The organism is Micromonospora sp. NPDC005172 (assembly GCF_040608555.1).
GTDB lineage: Bacteria > Actinomycetota > Actinomycetes > Mycobacteriales > Micromonosporaceae > Micromonospora.
Genome location: NZ_JBEXIL010000026.1, coordinates 70,623 through 90,093, shown reverse-complemented (window position 1 = coordinate 90,093; position 19,471 = coordinate 70,623). Strand labels below are relative to the sequence as shown.

Here is a 19,471-nt window from a genome sequence, read left to right as displayed (position 1 = left end):
GCGTGGAAGTGCACGCTCTGTTATGACCGGTTGGGTGTGGGGATGACGCCGGCGTGTGCGCAGGCGTGTCCGACGGAGTCGATCCAGTACGGGCCCCTTGACGAGTTGCGGGAGCGGGCCGCCGAACGGGTGGCGACGTTGCACGAGCGGGGGGTCCCCGAGGCGCGGTTGTACGGGCACGACCCGCACGACGGCGTGGGTGGTGACGGGGCGTTCTTCCTGCTGCTGGACGAACCCGAGGTGTACGGGTTGCCACCGGACCCGGTGGTGACCACCCGCGACCTGCCGAAGATGTGGAAACGCGCCGGCATCGCCGCGCTCGCCATGGCGGCGGCCACCGTCGCCGCCTTCGTCGGGAGATCCTCGTGAGTCCGGAGCGCCCTGTGGTGGGGGACCGCTTCCGTCGGTTCCGCGAGCGCCTCGCCACCCCACGGCCGGACCTGCCGGCCCAGCGGCAGGCGGACGAGCGCGCCGACGTGGACGTGCCACCGAGCCGCCGTACCCACGGGGACCGGACGTCGCAGCCCCCGGAGAACGCCGCGCGCCGCACCCGCCGCGGCCGTCGCGGTGGCGGCGAGGAGTTGCGGGTCCCCGAGGCCGAGTTCACCTCGTACTACGGCCGGCCCATCCTCAAGGCACCCGTGTGGAAGTGGGACATCGCCGCGTACCTGTTCACCGGTGGGCTGGCCGCCGGCTCGTCGTTGCTGGCCGCGGGAGGCCAGCTCACCCGTCGGCCGGTGCTGCGCCGCGCCGGCCGGGTCACCGCGTTGGGCGCCGTCAGCGCCAGCGCGGTCTTCCTGATCAGGGACCTGGGCCGGCCGGAGCGGTTCCACCACATGCTCCGGGTCGCCAAGCTGACCTCACCGATGTCGGTGGGCACCTGGATCCTCACCGCGTTCGGACCGGCCGCCGGCCTGGCGGCGATCGCCGAGACCGCCGGCTGGCTGCCCCGGCGCGGGCTGCTCGGGGTGGTCGGCCGGGCACTGCCGCCGGCCGGTCACGCCGCCGGGCTGGTCGCCGCCGCCACCGCGCCGGCCCTGGCGACGTACACCGGGGTCCTGCTCGCCGACACGGCGGTGCCGTCGTGGCACGAGGCGTACCCCGAGCTGCCGGTCATCTTCGCGGGCAGCGCGCTGGCCAGCGGCGCCGGCGTGGGTCTGCTCGCCGCGCCGCCGGCGCAGGCCGGCCCGGCCCGTCGGATGGCGGTGGCCGGCGCGGCCCTGGAGTTGTACGGCGCGCACCGGGTGGAGACCCGCCTCGGGTTGCTCAGCGAGCCCTACCGGGCGGGTCGGTCGGGTCGGCTGCTGCGTGTCGGCCGGCTGCTGACCGTCGCCGGAGTGGCCGGTGCGCTGCTCGGCCGGCGCAGTCGCGCGGTCGGGGCGGTGTCCGGGGCTGCGCTGCTGGGCGCGTCGGTCGCCACGCGGTTCGGCATCTTCTACGGGGGCGTCGCATCGGCGCGCGATCCCCGCTACACGGTCGTGCCACAGCGCGAGCGGGTGAACGGCCGGCGGAGCGTGGTGGATCCGGCCACTGACTGAGCGGTCGCACCGGCGTTGTGATCGAATGTGCGACGGAGGCGTTCAGGCGGCTGGTGCCCCTCCCGGTCTTCAAAACCGGTGTGGTCCGGGACCCGGGCCAGGCGGGTTCGATTCCCGTCCGTCTCCGTCAACGGCGGCAGGAGTGACGTGATGCGTGACGGCGGCGAGGACCCGAGGCGTCGGGTGCCCCGCACCGACACGCTGCTGGCCGATCCGCGGCTGGCGGCGGCCATCGCCACCCTCGGCCGGGACCGGGTCAAGGCCGCCGTGGCGCGGGCGCAGGAGCGGACCCGCCGCGGTGAGATCGCGCCCCACGAGGTCCTCGACGCCGCCGTCGCCGGGCTGCCCGCGTCAGGTCCCCGGACGGTGCTCAACGCCACCGGCGTCGTGCTGCACACCAATCTGGGTCGGGCGGCGCTGTCACCCGCCGCCGTGGACGCGGTCGTCGCCGCCGCCGGGCACACCGACGTCGAGCTGGACCTGAACACGGGGCGACGCGCGCGCCGGGGCCGGGACGCGCTCGACGCGCTCGCCGCAGCCGTGCCGGACGCCGCCGCCGTGCACGTGGTCAACAACGGTGCCGCAGCGCTGGTGCTCGCGGCCACGGCGCTGGCCGCCGGCCGGGAGATCGTGGTCAGCCGGGGCGAACTGGTCGAGATCGGCGACGGGTTCCGCCTGCCCGATCTGTTGGAGAGCACCGGTGCACGCCTGCGCGAGGTCGGCACCACCAACCGCACCACACTCGACGACTACGCCGCGGCCGTCGGCCCGCAGACCGGCTTCGTGCTGAAGGTGCACCCGTCGAACTTCCAGATCACCGGCTTCACCTCGGCCACACCGGTGCGTCACCTGGCCACGCTCGACGTCCCGGTGGTCGCCGACATCGGCTCCGGGCTGCTCGCGCCGGAGCCGTTGCTGCCCGACGAGCCGGACGCCGCCAGCACCCTGCGCGCCGGCGCGGCCCTGGTCACCGGGAGCGGCGACAAGCTGCTCGGCGGCCCCCAGGCCGGGTTGCTGCTCGGCGACGCCGCGCTCGTCGAACGGCTGCGCCGCCACCCGCTGGCCCGGGCGCTGCGCGTGGACAAGCTCACCCTGGCCGCGCTGGCCGCCACCCTGCACCGCCCGGACACACCGACGCGGGCCGCGCTGCACGCCGACCCGGCCGTCCTGCGCCGTCGGGTGGAGCTGCTGCGTGACCGGCTCGGCGCGGACGGACGCAAGGCGGACGTCGTCCCGGCGGTCGCCGTGGTCGGCGGCGGCGGCGCCCCCGGCGTCGAGCTGGACTCGTGGGCGCTGAGCCTGCCCGAGCGGTACGCCGAGCCACTGCGCACGGGCGAGCAGCCGGTGCTCGGCCGGGTCGTGCGGGGGCGGCTGCTGCTCGACCTGCGCTGCGTGCCCGTCGACGCCGACGACGCGGTCCTGGCGGCCGTGCTGCGCGTACCCGGGGACGACTGAGGTGTTCGTCGTCGCCACCGCCGGGCACGTCGACCACGGCAAGTCGACGCTGGTCCGGGCGTTGACCGGGATGGAGCCCGACCGGTGGGCCGAGGAACGCCGCCGGGGAATGACCATCGACCTCGGGTTCGCCTGGACGACGCTGCCGTCCGGGGCGACGATCGCGTTCGTCGACGTGCCCGGGCACGAGAAGTTCGTTCCGAACATGCTCGCGGGGGTCGGCCCGGTGCCGGCCGCGCTGATGGTGGTCGCCGCCGACGAGGGGTGGATGCCGCAGTCCGCCGAGCACCTGGCCGCGCTCGACGCGCTCGGCGTCGGGTACGGCCTGCTGGTGGTGACCCGCGCGGACCTGGCCGACCCGACGCCCGCGGCGGAGCGTGCCCGGGCCGAGATCGCGGCGAGCAGCCTCGGCGCGGTGGAGACCGTGGCGGTCAGCGGGTTGACCGGCGCCGGGCTGCCCCGGTTGCGGGCCGCGCTGGACCGGCTCGTCGCGCGGCTGCCCGACCCGGTCGTGGACGCCCCGGTGCGCCTCTGGGTGGACCGCAGCTTCACCGTGCGCGGCAGCGGCACCGTCGTGACCGGAACCCTGGGCGCCGGCCGGTTGCGTGTCGGCGACGTGCTGGAGCTGGCCGGGGCCGACGAGCCGGTCCGGGTCCGCGGCCTGCACTGTCTGGGCGAGGCCCGACCGGAGGCGTCGGCCGTGGCCCGGGTGGCGGTCAACCTCCGGGGTACGCCCCGGGACCGGCTCGGCCGTGGTGACGCGCTGCTCACGCCGGGGCGGTTCCACCGCACCGACCTGGTCGACGTACGGCTCGCCGGTGACCCTGCGGCGGACCTGCCGGCCACCCTCACCCTGCACGTCGGATCGGCGGCCGTGCCGGTGCGGGTCCGGCCGCTCGGCGTGGACACCGTCCGTCTCCGACTGGCCCGCCCGCTGCCGTTGCTGGTCGGCGACCGGGCGCTGCTACGCGATCCCGGCCGTCACCACGTGGCCGGCGGCGTACGGGTCCTCGACGTCGCGCCGCCGCCGTTGTCCCGTCGGGGCGCGGCGGCCGCCCGCGCGGCGGTTCTCGCCGAGTTGGACGGTCGTCCCGACCTGGCCGGTGAGCTGCGCCGCCGTCGGCTGGTCCGGGTCGGCGCGCTGCGGCGCATGGGCGTGCCGGTGCAGGCCACTCCGGTGGCCGGTGACTGGCTGGCCGACCCGGGGCACTGGCGGCGGCTCGGCGACCAGGTGACCGAGGAGGTCACCCGCTACACGCGGGAGCACCCGTTGGAGCCGGGCATGCCGGTGGACGCGCTGCGCCAACGTCTCGCCCTGCCCGACCGGGCGCTGGTCGAGGCGCTGGTACGTCCGCCGCTGCGCGTGCACGCCGGCCGGATCGGCACGGCCGCCGTCGACACCCTGCCGGAGCCGGTGGCGCGCGCCGTGCAGCGGGTCCGCGCCGAGTACGGCGACCGCCCCTTTCGGGCCCCGGAGGCGCACCACCTCGTCGATCTGGGCCTGGGCCCCCGGGAGATCGGGGCGGCGGTGCGCGCCGGCGCTCTGCTGCGGTTGGCCGACAGCGTGGTGCTGCTGCCCGACGCGCTCGACGCGGCGGTCACCGTGCTGGCCGGGCTTCCCCAGCCGTTCACCCTGTCGGCGGCCCGGCAGGCGCTGGACACGACCCGTCGGGTGGCGGTGCCGCTGCTGGAACTGCTCGACCGGCGCGGCGTCACCCGCCGGCTGCCCGACGACGCCCGAGTCGTCGTCACCTGAGCCGGGCCGGACGCGTGCGTGCCCCGGGTCCGGCCCTGGTCGCCGCGCTCATCGCGGTCCCGAACGGGCTTTGGGCTTACCTGCGCCGGCACTGTTCGTGACGCCGCAAGGCCTGAGCCGCCGTTACCCTGCGTGCTGGCGGTGGGTCCCAACCCGTCGACCTGCGCCTCCTTTGCTCTGCTTCAACGGAGGCAACAGTTACGTAGGGTCACACCGACCGGTCCTGTGTGAGATGCGCTGCGCCAAAATTTCCCAGCTCAAGGTCGGTGTTGCGCCCGCTGAAGCAGAGCAAAGGGGCGTGCAGGGTGTTGCGGGCCGGGCCCGAGCCAGACGCTGCGTAGCCGAGCGACGGTCGACGTGGCAGATGACAATGGGTGAGGTTGAAGATGCGCTGCCCGTGTAGAGCAGCCGCAGTACGGCCAGCAGGGCGCAACGGTTGCCTGGAGTGGCGCGGTCTCGGCCCCCGGACCGGTCCCGGTCACCTACGGTGACGCCATGGACCCTTCGGCGGTCTGGCGGGACCGGCAGCACCAGTGGCGGATCGAGGCGTACCGCGCCCCGGACCTGCGGTTCGCCATCTACGCGACGAACGGGCCCACCGAGTCGGTGCCGCTGTGGCTGTTCGGCATGACGGCGTTGGCCCGGTGGTTGATGACGCACTCCATCTCGCTGGACGACCTGGAGGTCGACTGAACGCAGGTCGACCAAACGCACGCGGGAGCGGGGCGCGCTGCGGTTGAGTGACCTGAGGTGGTCGACGGGGGTGTGGGGTGGGCGGTCAGCTGGGGCAGTTGGCGCTGGTGGCCGTCCTGGTGCTGGTCAACGCCGCGCTCTCGGGCAGCGAGATGGCGCTGGTGACACTGCGCGAGGGGCAATTGCGGCGGTTGGGTCGGCGGAGCCGGGCCGGCGAGCGGCTGGTCCGGCTCTCCCGGGACCCGAACCGCTATCTGGGCACCATCCAGCTCGGCATCACCCTGGCCGGGTTCCTCGCCTCGGCGGCGGCGGCCGTGTCGCTCGCCCAGCCGCTGGTCGGTCCGCTGGGTTTCCTCGGCGGGGCGGCCCGCCCGGCCTCGGTGCTGCTGGTGACGGTGGCACTGACCTTCGTCACGCTGGTGATCGGCGAGTTGGCGCCGAAGCGGCTGGCCATGCAGAGGGCCGAGCGGTGGGCGCTGTTGAGCGCCGGGCCGCTGGACCTGCTCGCCCGGGTGTCCCGCCCGGCGGTGTGGCTGCTCAGCTGGGCGACCGACGTGGTGGTCCGCCTGGCCGGCGGGAACCCACGGGCCAGCCGTGAGGAGACGACGGAGGAGGAGCTGCGGGAGATGCTGGCCAGTCAGCGGGGTCTGTCGACGCAGCAGCGGGAGATCCTGACCGGCGCGTTCGACATCGCCGGTCGGACGTTGCGGGAGATCCTGGTGGCCCGCCGGGAGGTGACGACGCTGCCGACCGGTCTGCCTGCCGACCAGGGCGTACGCCTGCTCGGTGCGGCAGGCCGGTCGCGCGCGCCGGTGGTCGGCCCGGGTGGGCTGGACGAGGTGATCGGCGTGGTGCACATCCGCGACCTGGTGCGGGCCGAGGGCGGCACGGTGGGGGAGCAGGCCCGGCCACCGCTGCTGCTGCCGGTCACCCTGCCGGTCGCCGACGCGTTGCGGCAGTTGCGGCAGGAGCACCAGCAGTTGGCTCTCGTCGTCGACGAGCACGGCGGCATCGACGGCATCGTCACGTTGGAGGATCTGTTGGCCGAGGTCGTGGGGGAGTTGTACGACGAGACCGACCGTGACGTGCGTGGTGTGGTCCGGGAGCCGGACGGGTCGCTGCTGGTGCCGGGCGACTTTCCGCTGCATGACCTGCCCGATGTGGGCGTGCGGCTGAGTTTCCCCCTGTCCCGGGAGTACACGACGGTGGCCGGGCTGGTGCTGGCCCGGTTGGGGCACCTGCCGGGGGCGCCGGGCGAGACGGTGCGGTTGCCCGGGTTGACCATGGAGGTGGTTGAGGTCGCCGACCGCGCGGTGCGGCGTGTGCGGCTGCGCGGCTTCGTCACCGAGCGATGAGCGTATCGCCTGAAAGAGGGACAGAATGCACGAAACGGCTCCGGGCGGCTGCCGCGCACTTACCGTGCGGTACGTGAAGGACCGAGGGTTGCGTACGTTCGTCACCGTCCTCGCCGGCCTCGCGGTGATCTATTTCGGCAGCACCGGCCGCAGCCCCGAGGAGGGTCGTGGCATCTCCGGCGGGGTCATCGTCCTGGCGTTGCTCGCCGCGCTGCTGGTGTGGCACCTGACCCGACCGGGCGACAAGACCGTCAAGTGAGTGGGCTCTCACCCGGCGGCGACGCGGGTGACCTCACCGGCCGACTCCTCGCCGAGCGCCACCCGGACCAGCGCCGAGGCGAGCCGGCCGAAGTCCGGCTCGTCGACCAGCGAGGCCAGCCGGTCCGGTGAGCCCGGCAGACCCAGCCGCTTCGCGCCGGCGAGGGCCCGGCGGTCCGCGTACGGGCGCAGATCCGACCAGACGGTCTGTGCCTCGCGCAGGTAGATGTCCGCGCCGGTGGGCCCGATGCCGGGGAACTCGGTGAGCCGTCGGCGTAGCCCGGCCGGGTCGCCCTGGGCGTCGCGGTGCAGTCGCCGCAGGTCGCCGTGCCAGCGGTCCAGACACAGCCGGGCGCCGGTGCCGAGCATGGTGGCGGTGCGCTCGTCGTAGCGGCGGTAGTGACCCCGGCCCAGCGCGTCGACGCGCTGCTGCCAGCTCGCCGCCTCCATCGCCTGCGGTGTGCGGTAGCCGGCGGTGAACAGCTCGCGCGCGGCGTCGACCGCCACGCACGCGCGGATGCGGGTGCTCAGCAGGGTGGCCAGCACCAGCAGTTGGTACAGCGGACCGGGGCGGTCGGCCAGGCTGATGCCGGCCTCCTCGGCGTACGTGTGGCCGCGCCGGTCCAGCAGGACCCGCACGACGGCTCGATCGTCACCCACATCGCAACGGGTACCCGCTCGGCGTCCGGCTAGCCCTCCCGACGCCTGCCGCGACGGAGAATGCGCTCGGGCGCGGCGGGTATGCGGCCGGTGGAGGCGGTCGATGCCGCCTGCCGTACCGGGAGGGAGACGCTCGTGGTCAACCCGCAGCAGGAGGAGTTCCGGCGTAACGCCAAGGGAGCGACAAGCCAGGACAGCAAGGGGCCCCGACCGACCGGGCACCCGCTCAACAGTGGCTCGTCGCGCGGGGACGTCGGTCGGCCGGTGCCCAAGGGGCAGGTGTCGCCGTACGGTCCGGCGGGTGAGCCGGTCGCCGAGGACGACAGCGACACCCGCGCCTGACGATCGTGCTCACGGCCGCCGCAACCTGTTCCAGGTCGCGGCGGCCGTGAGTCCGTACGCCAGGTGGGGGATGATGTCGGAGATCCAGTCCGAGCGTCGCCAGGTACGGGGATCGCTGATGCCGAGCGCCGTGATGGACCCGTCGGTCATCGCCATGACGCCGGCCCCGAGCACGCCGGTCGCCAGCGGAATCGGCTGCCGCCGCCCGTCCGCGTAGGCCGCGAACGCCATGCCGGCGGCGATGCCCAGCCCGTACCCGATCAGGGGCCCGAGCCCCGAGCGGCGGGTGGCCGCCCGGGGCCCCGACCCCAGATTCACGTGCGCGATGTGGGCCAGCCGGTCGACGGTCTCCTCCGGCGTGCTGCTCGCCGGTCGCGCCCGAAGGGCGATGTCCAGGTAGCCGACCACGTTCAGCGCGGTGCTGCCGACAGCGCCCGCGATGGCGCCGTCGGCCAGGTCGACGCTCCTCACTTCGGATCGCCCGGTTCGCGTTCGCTCTTGGGCCCGTAGGTGCGCTCACCGCGGACGACGCCCCGTTGGCCGCGATCCTCCTGGAGGATCCGGTTGGCGACCTGGTTGGCCTTGCCGTCGGGTACCCGACGTCCGGAGTCGTCGATCGCGTTGCGCAACCGCGCCCGCTGCTTGTCGTACGCGTTGCTGCCCGGCCGTGGTCCTGGCATCTGCTGCCTCCTTCGTCGCCGTTGGCGTACCGCGGCCGTCTACCCGTTGGGCGGCAGCCCAACCCCGGGGCCGTCAGCGAGGGCCGCGGACCACGGCGTGCCAGTGGGCGTGCACCGCGCGCAGCGGCACGCCGCGCGTCACCGCGGTCTCGGCCGCGAAGTCGGCGGCGAGCAGCGACGCCGTGCGGCAGCGGCCAGATGAAGCCGTGTACCACCCGCAGCGGCCGGTGCCGGCGAACCGCCCCGACGGCGGCCAGGCGCACGGCGCGCAGGGACGGCTCCGAGCCGTCCACGCCGACCACCACCGCCGCGCTGTCCGCCGCACCTCCCGCCGGGCCAGTATCGCGGGCGTGGCGGCCCGGCGGAGCGATACCGACTCGCGGGCCCCGGTCGGTACGCTGGCGACGACCCGAGCGCAAGGAGCGTCGTCGATGGGCGAACCGGACGAACCGCCCGGCGTGCCGGACGCGTTCCACGGCGCCCTGGCGACCCGGGGCGCCGACTGACCCGCGACGACAGGTTGCCCGGGCGCGTCCGTATGATGCTTGCCCTGTAGCAAGTTTTTGGAGGGACGGCCAAGCATGGTGGACGCGCCGGACGGGGTGTCGCGCGCGCTACGCGAAGCCGCGCCCGACCAGTTGGCGGAGGCGGCGGACCGGGCTATCCGGGTGGCGTTGGGCGCGTTGCGCACCGACGTGTTCGTCGCCGACTACCGGATCAGCGGGCTCTGGCCCGTGCTGGATCCGGACCTGCCGGCGGCCGGGGCCCTGGCCCGGCACACCGTGGCGCAGCGCTGCTTCTCCAGCCAGCAGCCGGTGCGCGACGGTCTCGACGGCGGGGCCTGCCGGCTCTACCTGCCCCTGACGGTGTGGGGGGAGCGCCTCGGAGTGCTGCTCATCGAGTTGCCGACCGTGCCCGGCCCGGCGGTCACCGGCCGCGCCACCGACATCGCCGGTGACCTGGCGGTGGCGATGCGCGCCGCGGACCGGGAGACCGACCGCTACCGGCGCGCCCGACGCCGCGAGCGACTCAGCATGGCCGCCGAGATGCAGTGGGACCTGCTGCCCGGGCGCAGCGTCGCGCACCGCTCCTTCAACCTGGCCGGGCAGTTGGAGCCGGCGTACACCGTCGGCGGGGACCACTTCGACTGGTCGTTGGACGGTGACCGGCTCACGCTGACGGTGCTCAACGGCGAGGGCAACGGTCTGGCCGCGTCGCTGCTGACGGCGGTCACGGTCAACGCGATGCGCAACGCACGCCGCTCGGACGGCGGGCTCACGGAGCAGGCGGAACTGGCCTCGGACACGGTCTACTACCAGCATCGCGGTCGTCGGTACGTGGCCACGCTGCTGCTGGAGCTGGACATCGCCACCGGGCGGGTGCGGGCGGTCGACGCCGGTTCGCCGCATCTGCTGCGCATGCGAGGCGCGACGGTCGAGCCGATGACGTTGGACCAGCAGTTGCCGCTGGGCATGTTCGCCGAGACCCGCTACGAGCTTCAGGAGTTCCAGCTCTCGCCGGGAGACCGGGTCTTCGTGGTCAGCGACGGGGTGTGGGCGGCCGAGCCGGCGGGGCGGGAACCGTACGGGCAGCGGATGATGGCCCGGTCCATGCGGGCCACACGGTTGCAGCCGGCGACCGAGGCGGTTGGTACGGTGATGCGCGAACTACACGCCTACCACGCGGAATCCGATTTGCGCGACGACGCCGTCGTCGTGTGCCTCGACTGGCATGGTCCGCGTGGGCGGGATGGCGGATGAGGGTCGCCGCCACCGTCCCGGGCGGGCACCAGCGCGACGACGGTAGGGGACATCGGGTGGAGCGACCGGCGGATCTCGCCGCGGCGATCAACGTGGCCGCAGAGACGCTGATCGCCGTGCTCGACTCGGCGGCGGCGCGGCACCAGGTGCCACCGACCCAGTTGCGGGTGCTGATGCTGATCAGTGGTCGGCCGGAGACCAACGTCAACGGGTTGGCGGAGTTGCTCGACGTGGTGCCCTCCTCGGCCAGCCGGCTGTGCGACCGGCTGGAGGCGACAGGTCTGTTGCGCCGGGTCGCCGATCCGCGCGACCGGCGGGAGGTGCGGCTGGTGCCCACCCCCGCGGCGCTGACCCTGCTGCGGGAGTTGGCGGAGCGGCGGCAGCGCGCGGTGCAGGCGGTGCTGGACAGGATGGCGCCGCGGGCACAGCACGAGTTGCTGGCGGCGTTGCTGGCGTTCGGGCGTGCGGCCACGCAGCCGGTGCCGGAGCAGCAGACCGACCAACCAGCGGTCCAGACGGCCTGACCGTCCACTAATATCCTAGGACGCTTTAGCGGTGGTGATCCCCACCACAGAGCGGCACGACCACGCCGAGACCGCACGGCGACCGGGACACGAACGAGAGCCCGATATAGTGGCAGCGCACTTACCCGGCCCGCGATCTCGAAGATCGCGGGCCGTATCAGGGCAGAGGTCCCGTCCCGGGGCCGCAGGGGAGCCGGTGGTTGCCGGCCCGACAGCGCGTACGACCTCCGCCGCGCCCGATCTCGGCCAGGCGTCGGGGCGTGCCGTGGAGGAGGTTCGGTGTCGCGTCGGCCGGCTCAGGCAGAGCACCCGCGGGACATCGGTGACCAGGCGCCCGGTGACCAGGTGCTCACCCTGCCCAACCTGATCAGCTTCGGGCGGCTGCTGGGCGTACCCCTGTTCCTCTATCTGTTCCTGGTGGCCCGCGCGGACGTGGCGGCGGTGGTGGTGCTGGCCATCGGCGGCACCACCGACTGGGTCGACGGTTGGATCGCCCGCCGACTGCGTCAGGTGAGCCGCCTCGGTGAGCTGCTCGACCCCTTCGCCGACCGGCTCTACATCCTCGCCACGCTGCTCGCCTTCACCGCCCGGGAGGTCGTGCCGTGGCAGTTCACGGCGGCCCTGCTGGCCCGGGAGGCGCTGCTGCTCGGTTCGCTGGCGGTGTTGCGCCGCTTCGGGTACGGGCCGCCGCCGGTGCACTACATGGGCAAGACCGCCACGTTCCTGCTGCTCGCGGCGTTCCCGGTGCTGCTGTTGGCCACCGAGTGGAGCGCGGCGGCGACGGCGACGGCCGCGATCGGCTGGGGGCTGGCCTGGTGGGGGTTGGTGCTCTACTGGGTGGCCGGCGCGATGTACGTGGTGCAGGCGTCGCGGCTGGTGCGCGCGGCGCGCGGTCGGGGAGCGTCGGCGTGAGCACGACCCCGCCGCGGCGGCCCCGCCCGGATCGGGTGTACGCCCCGGACTTTCTCACCGAGTTGTTCCGCAACCCCCTGGACCCGGGGTACGCGGACGCGGCCGTCGCGCGCCAGCGGACGACGTCGACGGACGCGCCCCGGGGCTGGGCGGCGCGGTCCGTCGGCCTGGTCGTGGTGGTGGTGCTGGGTTTCCTGTTCGCGGTGGCGTACCGCCAGACGATGGCGGACGAGCCGGGGCGCGCTCAGGCCCGCTCGGGGTTGGTGGCGCAGATCAAGGAGCGGGAGAGCCAGACGGACCGGTTGTCGGCGCGGGCGGATCAGCTGCGCGAGGACGTCAGCCGGCAGCGGGACGCTGCGTTGAGTGGGTCGGCCGCGGCGCGCCTGCGGGACCTGGAGGCGAGCACCGGGCTGGGTCGGGTGCGGGGCGACGGTGTGGTGGTGCGCCTGGCGGACGCTCCGGGAAACGCGGACGCGGTGACCGGTGCGGGAGCGGGGCCGCCGCGGGTGCTGTACAGCGACCTGCAGGGTGTGGCGAACGCGTTGTGGAGCGCTGGCGCGGAGGCGATCGCGATCAACGGTCAGCGGTTGACGTCGACGTCGACGATCCGTTCGGCGGGCGAGGCGATCCTGGTGGATTTCCGGCCGGTGACGGGTCCGTACGAGGTGTCGGCGACGGGTCCGGGGTCGATGCGGCGCAAGTTCGAGGACAGCCGGAACGCGGCGCTGATGCGGGAGGTCGCGCAGAAGACCGGTTTGTCGTTCGGTGTGCGGGAGGCGGAGGACCTCACCCTGCCGGCCGCTCCGGAGCCGCAGCTACGCTACGCCAAGCCGTCGGTCAGTTCGAGCCCTTCGGGGGCGGTTGGCCGGTCTGGCAGTCCTGGGTCGTCGGGTTCGCCGGGGACCGCTAGTCCTTCCGGAGGTGGCGGATGATCGCGGTGCTGGCGTTGCTCGCCGGTGTGGTGCTCGGGGTGTGGCTCGATCCCACGGTGCCGGCGGCGTTGCAGCCGTACCTGCCGATCGCGGTGGTCGCCGCGTTGGACGCGGTGTTCGGTGGGGTGCGGGCGAAGTTGGACCGCATCTTCGACGACAAGCAGTTCGTGGTGTCGTTCATCTCGAACGTGCTGGTGGCTGGTCTGATCGTGTATCTGGGTGACCAGTTGGGTGTGGGTGGGCAGTTGTCCACCGGTGTGGTGGTCGTTCTGGGTGTGCGCATCTTCGGAAATGTGGCGGCGATCCGTCGGCACCTGTTCCGGGCGTAGGTTTGACAGCGATGAGCGACGAGCAGGCGGAGACGGGTACGGGTTGGCCGCAGCCGGCGACACCGGGGCGGCCTGGTGGGCCGGCGGGTGAGCCGGATCCGCGGCCGGACGCGCCCGATCCGGACGAGTTGAGTCCGTTGGCGCCGCACGGTCCGGCGCGGGAGTCGGAGCCGGAGCCCGGGAGCGCGGAGCCGGACCCGGACGGTGCGGAGCCGGATGTGCCGCCGGTCGATGACGGGGCGACGGTGGACCTGCGGGCGGTGTCGCGTGTGGGTGGGCCGGTGGCGCCGTCGGACGAGCCGACGGTGGTGGACGAGGCGACGGTGACGTCGCCCGCGCCGGCGGGTCGTTCGCGGTGGAGCGCGGCCGGGCTGATGATCGCGGTGTTGTTGGCGTTGCTGGGTTTCACGCTGGTCGTGCAGTTGAAGACGACGTCGACGGATCCGACGTTGGGTGCGACGCGTCAGGAGGACCTGGTGCGGATTCTGTCGGATCTGGATGCGCGCGAGAGTCGGCTTCAGCAGGACATCCGGGCGTTGGAGGACAGTCAGCGGCAGTTGGCCTCGGGTGAGCAGGGTCGGCAGGCGGCGTTGGACGAGGCGACGCGTCGGGCCGACGAGCTGGGGATTCTGGCGGGGACGTTGCCGGCGGCGGGGCCGGGGTTGACGGTGCAGTTCTCCAGTGGGGCCAAGCCGATCACGGCGAACCGGGTGTTGGACGCGGTGCAGGAGTTGCGGGGCGCGGGCGCGGAGGCGATGCAGATCTCCGGTGCGGACCGGGCGACGGTGCGGGTGATCGCGTCGACGTACTTCCTGGATGGGGAGAACGGGTCGTTGATGGTGGAGGGGCGTCGGTTGACGGGGCCCTACACGATCACGGTGATCGGTGATCCGGCGACGATGCGTACGGCGTTGAACATTCCTGGTGGGGTGGTGGCATCGGTCCGGGGTGACGGCGGTAACGTGACGTTTGGGGAGCGTGAGGTTGCCGAGGTTTCGGCACTGCACGCGCCGACCAAGTAGGAAACACGCCCGTCCGGTCTTCTGACCGGCGCGGCCGCGCCGGGCCCGGGTGGTCCGGGGCACGATGGATGAGGACGCGTCTGGTGATTCCCGAGGATCTGCGATACACCGCCGAGCATGAGTGGGTGGCGGGTGACGGCACCGGTTCGATCCGGGTCGGCATCACGCACTTCGCGCAGGACGCGTTGGGTGACATCGTGTACGTGCAGTTGCCGGAGGCGGGTGCGGTCGTGGCGGCCGGTGACTCGTTGGGTGAGATCGAGTCGACCAAGAGTGTGTCGGAGATCTACGCGCCGGTCGCGGGTACGGTGGCGGCGCGGAACGAGGCGCTGGGTGACACTCCCGAGCTGATCAACACGGATCCGTATGGTGCGGGTTGGTTGGTGGAGATCACGCCGAATGATCCGACGGCGACGGACGGGTTGCTCACGGCCGGCGCGTATCAGAAGATCACCGAAGGCTGAGTGTGCTTGATCCGGCGTGCGGGATGTCTGCGCGCGTCCGGTTGCCCTGCATTTCGGCGCTGGCTAGGCTCGCCCAGTCGACCGAGAAGAACCCATTAGTTGTGCGTTGCGGAATTGCCTTCCCGGGCACGGGGAGCCAGCCGCCGGGTGTTGGAGTGCCCGGCGGCCAGACCCGCCATTACCCGACGCCGACCGAACAGATCCGTGAGGTGGTCCCATGACGCGGCCAGACGACGAGTTCCCCCCGCTCGACGTCACTTCGACGCTCAATCTCGGTTCGCTCGACGAAGTGCTGGAGGGGCCGGACACCGACGTGGTGCCGAGCCGGATGTCCGGTTCGTTGCCGCCGGGTATGGCGCTGCTGGTGGTTCGTCGCGGTCCGAATGCGGGTGCCCGGTTCCTGTTGGACCACGATGTGACGACCAGTGGCCGGCATCCGGACAGTGACATCTTCCTTGATGACGTGACGGTGTCGCGTCGGCACGCGGAGTTCCATCGTGATGGTGGGACCTTCACGGTGCGGGATGTGGGCAGCCTGAATGGCACGTACGTGAATCGTGAGCGTGTCGAGGCGGCCACGTTGAGCAATGGTGACGAGGTTCAGATCGGTAAGTTCCGGGTGGTGTTCATCGCCGGTCCGCGCCCGGAGGAGGAGGCCGGCCGGGGGTGAACGAGCCTGCGGCCTCCATGCCACCCGGGGCGGCCCGGTCCCAGCCGCTGATGAGCATCGGTGAGGTGCTGGGTCAGTTGCGGGTGGATTTCCCGGACACGACGATTTCGAAGCTGCGGTTCCTCGAGGCCGAGGGGCTGGTTGAGCCGCAGCGGACGGCGGCGGGTTACCGGAAGTACAGCTGGGACGATGTGGCGCGGTTGCGGTTTGTGTTGACCGCGCAGCGGGACAGGTACCTGCCGTTGCGGGTGATCCGTGAGCAGTTGGCCGAGTGGGATTCGTCCGGTGAGCAGCCGGAGCGGTCGCGGCCGGCGTTGGTGGCGGTGGGGCCCGATGGTGCGGTGCCGGGTCGGGAGTTGGCGGAGCCGGCCGAGTCGTCGCAGGTGCGGCTCGGCCGGACTGAGTTGGTGGCCCGTAGTGGGATCGACGAGTCGACGCTCGTGGAGTTGGAGCGGCTCGGTGTGTTGGTGTCGGATCCGCCGGGGTGGTATGACGCGGACGCGTTGATCATCGCGTCTGCGGTGGCGGGTCTGGCGGCGTACGGGTTGGAGCCGCGGCATCTGCGGGGTTATCGGACTGCGGCCGATCGTGAGGTCGGGTTGTTCGCGCAGTTGGTGGCGCCGTTGGCGCGGCAGAGTGATCCGGCGGCGCGGGCGCGGGCGGCGGAGACGGCGCGGGAGTTGGTGGCGTTGTCGGAGCAGTTGCACGCGGCGTTGGTGCGGGTGGGGCTGCGGTCGACGTTGGGTCGGTGAGAGTGCCCGGCAGGTGGCGGCGGAGCGGAAAGATCTCTTCGGGGAAGCGTGCCGTAGGCTTGCCGGGGTAACCCCTTTCTGGCGCGGGCGTGGTGCTGTAGCGCATGGGACGGCCGTGTTGCGGTCCGTGTACCGTGCAGGGAAGGGCGCGGTGCGTAGGTTGACGACGACACGGAGGCGGCGGTGCGCGAGCTGAGCGTGGTCGGAGTTCGGGTGGAGCTGCCGAGCAACCAGCCGATCGTCCTGCTCAGGGAGGTCGAGGGCGACCGCTATCTGCCGATCTGGATCGGTGCGGTCGAGGCCACGGCCATCGCTTATGAGCAGCAGGGGGTCAAGCCGGCCCGTCCGTTGACGCATGATCTTTTGCGGGATGTGTTGGCGGCGTTGCAGGCGCCGTTGCAGGCGGTGGAGATCACCGAGCTCAAGGAGAACGTGTTCTACGCCGACTTGTTGATCGGTGACGGGGTGCGGGTGTCGGCGCGGCCGAGCGATTCGATCGCGTTGGCGTTGCGTGTTGGTGCGCCCATTCGTTGTGCGGAGCAGGTCCTCAGCGAGGCGGGGATCGTTATCCCCGACGAGCAGGAGGACGAGGTGGAGAAGTTCCGCGAGTTCCTGGATCAGGTCCGTCCGGAGGACTTCGCGGGCTGAGCCGTTCCGGTTCCCCGTTGGCGTCACGGTGGGTGACGCCGACGCGTGGTGGTGATCTTTCTCGGTGGCTGCGCGGCGTGTCGCGTCGGTTCCTCCGCGGTAACCCCTGAAGGTGGCGTTAGGGTTGCCGTGTCGAGGGGTGCGCGTCGGAGAAACGATGCGGCGCCGCACTGACGGGGAGGTTGTCCGCATGCACGAGCCGCAGGATCCCGATCCGGGTACACAGGTGAACGAGCCGGGTGTGACGCCTGAGGGTGATGGCTCGGTGGGCTACCGAGGTGTGACGGCGTGCCACGCGGTGGGCATCAGCTATCGGCAGTTGGATTACTGGGCGCGGACGACGTTGGTCGTGCCGAGCGTCCGGGACGCGTCGGGTTCGGGGACGCAGCGGTTGTACTCGTTCCGCGATCTGGTGGTGTTGAAGGTCGTGAAGCGGTTGTTGGATGCGGGGGTGTCCCTGCAGAACATCCGTAAGGCGATCGAGGCGTTGCGGTCGCGTGGTGTGGAGGATCTGGCGGGTATCACGCTGATCTCTGACGGGACGACGGTGTACGAGTGCCGGTCCCCGGAGGAGGTGGTCGACCTGTTGCAGGGTGGGCAGGGCGTGTTCGGGATCGCTATCGGTGGGGCTTTCAAGGAGATCCAGGGGTCGTTGTCGCATCTGCCGGCGGAGCCGGCGGCGAGCGTCCCGGCGGAGCCGGTGGTGGGGTCCGCGTCGGATCCGATGGGCGACGAGTTGGCGGCGCGGCGGGCGCGGCGGCGCGCGGGCTGAGTAGCGCTGCGCGTCTGTCGGTGCGCGGTCCGTTGGCGCGGGTGACTTTTTTGGACGCGGCCGTTCGGTGACTGTGGGTCAGGGTGTTCGACGTCGGGTGGCTGTTCCCCGGCTGGTGAATCCACAGTGGACACGGTGGGTGTCGTTCCGGTTGCTGTGGGTGGATCTTTCGGGTTGACGGTGATGACGGTGCGTGTCCACCAGTTGTCGGGAACCGGATAGGGGGGCCCTGACCGGAGGTCGCGGGCACGCTATGGTCCGTCACGGTCCCCGCCGTGGTGTCCGTGGCATGAGGGTGTCGCGTCGGTGGCCGTAGCCCCTGCGCGTCACCGCGCGCGACCTTTCACCCCCGGAAGGAACGACCGTGACGGTTACGGAAGAAACCGCTCCCGCCTCGCACTACGACCGCATCGGCGGTGCGAGTTCGGTGAAGGCGGCCGTCGAGCTGTTCTACGACAAGGTTCTCGCCGATCCCGAGTTGGCTGGCTATTTCGCCACTGTGGACATGCCGACCCAGCGGCGGCACCTGGCGCTGATGTTGACGGTGGTGCTGGGTGGCCCGAACGAGTACGCGGGTCGCGGATTGGCCGAGGCGCACCAGCCGCTGGGCATCCCGGCGGAGCACTACGCGATGGTGGGTGCGCACCTGGTCGCGACGCTGACCGAGCTGGGTGTGCCCGCCGACGTCCTGGACGACGTGCGGACAGTGCTGGGGCAGGTGCAGGACCAGGTGGTGTCCACCGGAGAGCGTCCGGGCGCCTGAGCGTGGACGCGGCCCGACTCAAGCAGAGTTGGTCCCTCGTCGCCGCGCACGGCGACGAGGTGCCGCTCTACTTCTATTCGACGTTGTTCCTGGGGCATCCCGAGACGCGGCAGATGTTCCCGACGAACATGGCGGGGCAGCGGGATCGTCTCGTCACCGCGTTGGGACACATCGTGTCGCATGTGGACCAGGTCGACCGGCTGGTGGGGTTCCTGCAGGACCTCGGCGCGGATCACCGTAAGTTCGCGGTGCGCGCGGAGCACTACCCGGCGGTCGGTGAGGCGCTGCTGGCGACGTTGCAGCATTTCCTGGCCGAGCAGTGGACCGACGAGCTGGCCCAGGACTGGGCGGGCGCGTACGGGTTGGTCGCGCAGGTAATGACGGAGGCCGCGCAGGCCGCCGAGGCGGTGAACCCGCCGTGGTGGGTGGCGGAAATCGTGGCCCATGAGCGGCGGGCGTTCGACGTGGCGGTGTTGACGGTGCGTCCGCAGTACCTGTTGCCGTTCACTCCGGGTCAGTCGGTGGGGGTGTCGCATCCGTCGGTGCGGTCGTGGCGGTACTACTCGCCGGCGAACGCGCCGCGCGCGGACGGCACGTTGGAGTTGCATGTGCGGGCCGCGCCGGGTGGCGCGGTGTCGTCGCGGCTGGTGTACGGCTCGGCGGTGGGTGACCGCGTGAATCTGGCCGCGCCGGTGGGGGAGCGGCTGGCGTTGTGGTCGGCGGGTTCCAGTGACCTGTTGCTGTTGACGTCGGGTACGGGCTGGGCGCCGATGAAGGCGTTGGTGGAGCAGGTCGCCGCGGAGGGTTCCCGTCGTCGGGTGGACCTGTATGTGGGTGCGCGGTCGCGCGGCGAGTTCTACGACAGCGACGCAATCGACAAGATGGCGTCGTCGTTTCCGTGGTTGACGGTGACGTACGTGGTGGGCGCGGACGTGAACCGGCCGGGTGAGTTCGTGCACGCGGTGGACCGGGCGTTGGCCGATGGTGACTGGCGTTCGCGGCACGTGTACGTGTGCGGGTCGGACGAGATGGTGTCGCACGCGGCGCAGACGTTGGCGCGGGCGGGTTACCACGAGGGTCAGGTGCATCACGAGGGTCTGGGCAAGCAGTGGTACGGCCCGGCGTGGCGTACGGCTGTCCAGCAGTCGAGTGAGGGGGGTGACCGGTGAGCGCGAGGAGTGAGCTT

The 19,471-nt window shown here is 72.2% G+C and carries 24 protein-coding genes, 1 tRNA gene and 1 pseudogene; 22 read left to right on the top strand and 4 right to left on the bottom strand.

The features are described 5' to 3' along the window. The 8 genes from ABZV06_RS19330 to ABZV06_RS19295 all read left to right on the top strand — a co-directional run. Positions 1-369 (top strand): 4Fe-4S dicluster domain-containing protein (locus tag ABZV06_RS19330; protein WP_355622994.1); only part of this gene is annotated, 369 nt, incomplete at its 5' end. Beyond that, a complete protein-coding gene (gene nrfD, locus ABZV06_RS19325; protein WP_355622992.1) occupies positions 366-1,538 on the top strand; it encodes an NrfD/PsrC family molybdoenzyme membrane anchor subunit in 1,173 nt (390 codons plus the stop codon). The genes ABZV06_RS19330 and nrfD, both read left to right, overlap by 4 nt. A gap of 34 nt (positions 1,539-1,572) precedes the next feature. After that, positions 1,573-1,665, top strand: a tRNA-Sec gene (locus tag ABZV06_RS19320). Positions 1,666-1,688: 23 nt separating this feature from the next. Next, the gene (selA, locus tag ABZV06_RS19315) at positions 1,689-2,993 is read left to right on the top strand and encodes an L-seryl-tRNA(Sec) selenium transferase (protein WP_355622989.1); all 1,305 of its coding nucleotides are present in this window, start codon (positions 1,689-1,691) and stop codon (positions 2,991-2,993) included. Between the two features lies 1 nt (position 2,994). After that, entirely contained in the window at positions 2,995-4,749 is a 1,755-nt protein-coding gene (gene selB, locus ABZV06_RS19310) for a selenocysteine-specific translation elongation factor (RefSeq protein WP_355622986.1), read from the top strand. Positions 4,750-5,244: 495 nt separating this feature from the next. Next, entirely contained in the window at positions 5,245-5,442 is a 198-nt protein-coding gene (locus ABZV06_RS19305) for a hypothetical protein (RefSeq protein WP_145781709.1), read from the top strand. A gap of 77 nt (positions 5,443-5,519) precedes the next feature. Further along, positions 5,520-6,797, top strand: a complete 1,278-nt coding sequence (locus ABZV06_RS19300) for a hemolysin family protein (RefSeq protein ID WP_355622983.1) — start codon at positions 5,520-5,522, stop codon at positions 6,795-6,797. A gap of 73 nt (positions 6,798-6,870) precedes the next feature. Then, the gene (locus ABZV06_RS19295) at positions 6,871-7,056 is read left to right on the top strand and encodes a hypothetical protein (RefSeq protein ID WP_355244916.1); all 186 of its coding nucleotides are present in this window, start codon (positions 6,871-6,873) and stop codon (positions 7,054-7,056) included. Positions 7,057-7,064: 8 nt separating this feature from the next. Here the strand turns inward: ABZV06_RS19295 and ABZV06_RS19290 are convergent, their stop codons facing one another. Next, a complete protein-coding gene (locus ABZV06_RS19290) occupies positions 7,065-7,715 on the bottom strand; it encodes a hypothetical protein (RefSeq protein ID WP_355244639.1) in 651 nt (216 codons plus the stop codon). Positions 7,716-7,850: 135 nt separating this feature from the next. Here ABZV06_RS19290 and ABZV06_RS19285 point away from each other — a divergent pair, with 135 nt between their 5' ends. Further along, a complete protein-coding gene (locus ABZV06_RS19285) occupies positions 7,851-8,057 on the top strand; it encodes a hypothetical protein (RefSeq protein WP_355244642.1) in 207 nt (68 codons plus the stop codon). A 9-nt stretch (positions 8,058-8,066) separates the two neighbouring features. Here ABZV06_RS19285 and ABZV06_RS19280 read toward each other — a convergent pair whose 3' ends face one another. From ABZV06_RS19280 to ABZV06_RS19270, 3 genes and pseudogenes are all read right to left on the bottom strand, one after another. Next, positions 8,067-8,528, bottom strand: coding sequence for a hypothetical protein (locus tag ABZV06_RS19280; RefSeq protein ID WP_355244645.1), 462 nt, complete (start codon positions 8,526-8,528; stop codon positions 8,067-8,069). Beyond that, complete coding sequence (locus ABZV06_RS19275; RefSeq protein ID WP_088948250.1) at positions 8,525-8,737, bottom strand: phosphatidylethanolamine-binding protein; 213 nt, start codon at positions 8,735-8,737, stop codon at positions 8,525-8,527. The genes ABZV06_RS19280 and ABZV06_RS19275 overlap by 4 nt, the downstream gene beginning before the upstream one ends. Before the next feature lie 182 nt (positions 8,738-8,919). Next, a pseudogene (locus ABZV06_RS19270) lies at positions 8,920-9,042 on the bottom strand (universal stress protein); the annotation flags it as partial. Positions 9,043-9,318: 276 nt separating this feature from the next. Here ABZV06_RS19270 and ABZV06_RS19265 point away from each other — a divergent pair. From ABZV06_RS19265 to ABZV06_RS19205, 13 genes are all read left to right on the top strand, one after another. After that, positions 9,319-10,497, top strand: a complete 1,179-nt coding sequence (locus ABZV06_RS19265; protein WP_355244648.1) for a PP2C family protein-serine/threonine phosphatase — start codon at positions 9,319-9,321, stop codon at positions 10,495-10,497. Positions 10,498-10,553: 56 nt separating this feature from the next. Then, positions 10,554-11,021: a MarR family transcriptional regulator gene (locus ABZV06_RS19260; protein WP_355244892.1), complete on the top strand. Its 468-nt coding sequence runs from the start codon at positions 10,554-10,556 to the stop codon at positions 11,019-11,021. Between the two features lie 279 nt (positions 11,022-11,300). Continuing rightward, positions 11,301-11,933, top strand: a complete 633-nt coding sequence (locus ABZV06_RS19255; protein ID WP_355622980.1) for a CDP-alcohol phosphatidyltransferase family protein — start codon at positions 11,301-11,303, stop codon at positions 11,931-11,933. Continuing rightward, positions 11,930-12,865, top strand: coding sequence for a DUF881 domain-containing protein (locus ABZV06_RS19250; RefSeq protein ID WP_355244654.1), 936 nt, complete (start codon positions 11,930-11,932; stop codon positions 12,863-12,865). The genes ABZV06_RS19255 and ABZV06_RS19250 overlap by 4 nt, the downstream gene beginning before the upstream one ends. Beyond that, complete coding sequence (locus ABZV06_RS19245; protein WP_007460356.1) at positions 12,862-13,194, top strand: small basic family protein; 333 nt, start codon at positions 12,862-12,864, stop codon at positions 13,192-13,194. The genes ABZV06_RS19250 and ABZV06_RS19245 overlap by 4 nt, the downstream gene beginning before the upstream one ends. An 11-nt stretch (positions 13,195-13,205) precedes the next feature. Then, on the top strand, positions 13,206-14,216 hold the full coding sequence (locus ABZV06_RS19240) for a DUF881 domain-containing protein (RefSeq protein ID WP_355622977.1): 1,011 nt from the start codon (positions 13,206-13,208) through the stop codon (positions 14,214-14,216). Between the two features lie 83 nt (positions 14,217-14,299). Next, positions 14,300-14,680, top strand: coding sequence for a glycine cleavage system protein GcvH (gene gcvH, locus ABZV06_RS19235; protein WP_355244661.1), 381 nt, complete (start codon positions 14,300-14,302; stop codon positions 14,678-14,680). A gap of 217 nt (positions 14,681-14,897) precedes the next feature. Continuing rightward, positions 14,898-15,350, top strand: a complete 453-nt coding sequence (locus ABZV06_RS19230; RefSeq protein WP_007071101.1) for an FHA domain-containing protein — start codon at positions 14,898-14,900, stop codon at positions 15,348-15,350. Between the two features lie 50 nt (positions 15,351-15,400). After that, positions 15,401-16,102 (top strand): MerR family transcriptional regulator, encoded by a 702-nt coding sequence (locus ABZV06_RS19225; RefSeq protein ID WP_355244895.1) that lies wholly within the window; start codon positions 15,401-15,403, stop codon positions 16,100-16,102. Between the two features lie 183 nt (positions 16,103-16,285). After that, a complete protein-coding gene (locus tag ABZV06_RS19220; protein ID WP_355244665.1) occupies positions 16,286-16,750 on the top strand; it encodes a bifunctional nuclease family protein in 465 nt (154 codons plus the stop codon). Positions 16,751-16,940: 190 nt separating this feature from the next. After that, complete coding sequence (locus ABZV06_RS19215) at positions 16,941-17,522, top strand: MerR family transcriptional regulator (RefSeq protein ID WP_355244668.1); 582 nt, start codon at positions 16,941-16,943, stop codon at positions 17,520-17,522. A 364-nt stretch (positions 17,523-17,886) separates the two neighbouring features. Next, positions 17,887-18,285 (top strand): group 1 truncated hemoglobin, encoded by a 399-nt coding sequence (locus ABZV06_RS19210; protein WP_355622974.1) that lies wholly within the window; start codon positions 17,887-17,889, stop codon positions 18,283-18,285. Positions 18,286-18,287: 2 nt separating this feature from the next. After that, a complete protein-coding gene (locus tag ABZV06_RS19205) occupies positions 18,288-19,454 on the top strand; it encodes a globin domain-containing protein (protein ID WP_355244674.1) in 1,167 nt (388 codons plus the stop codon). Positions 19,455-19,471: the final 17 nt, after the last annotated feature.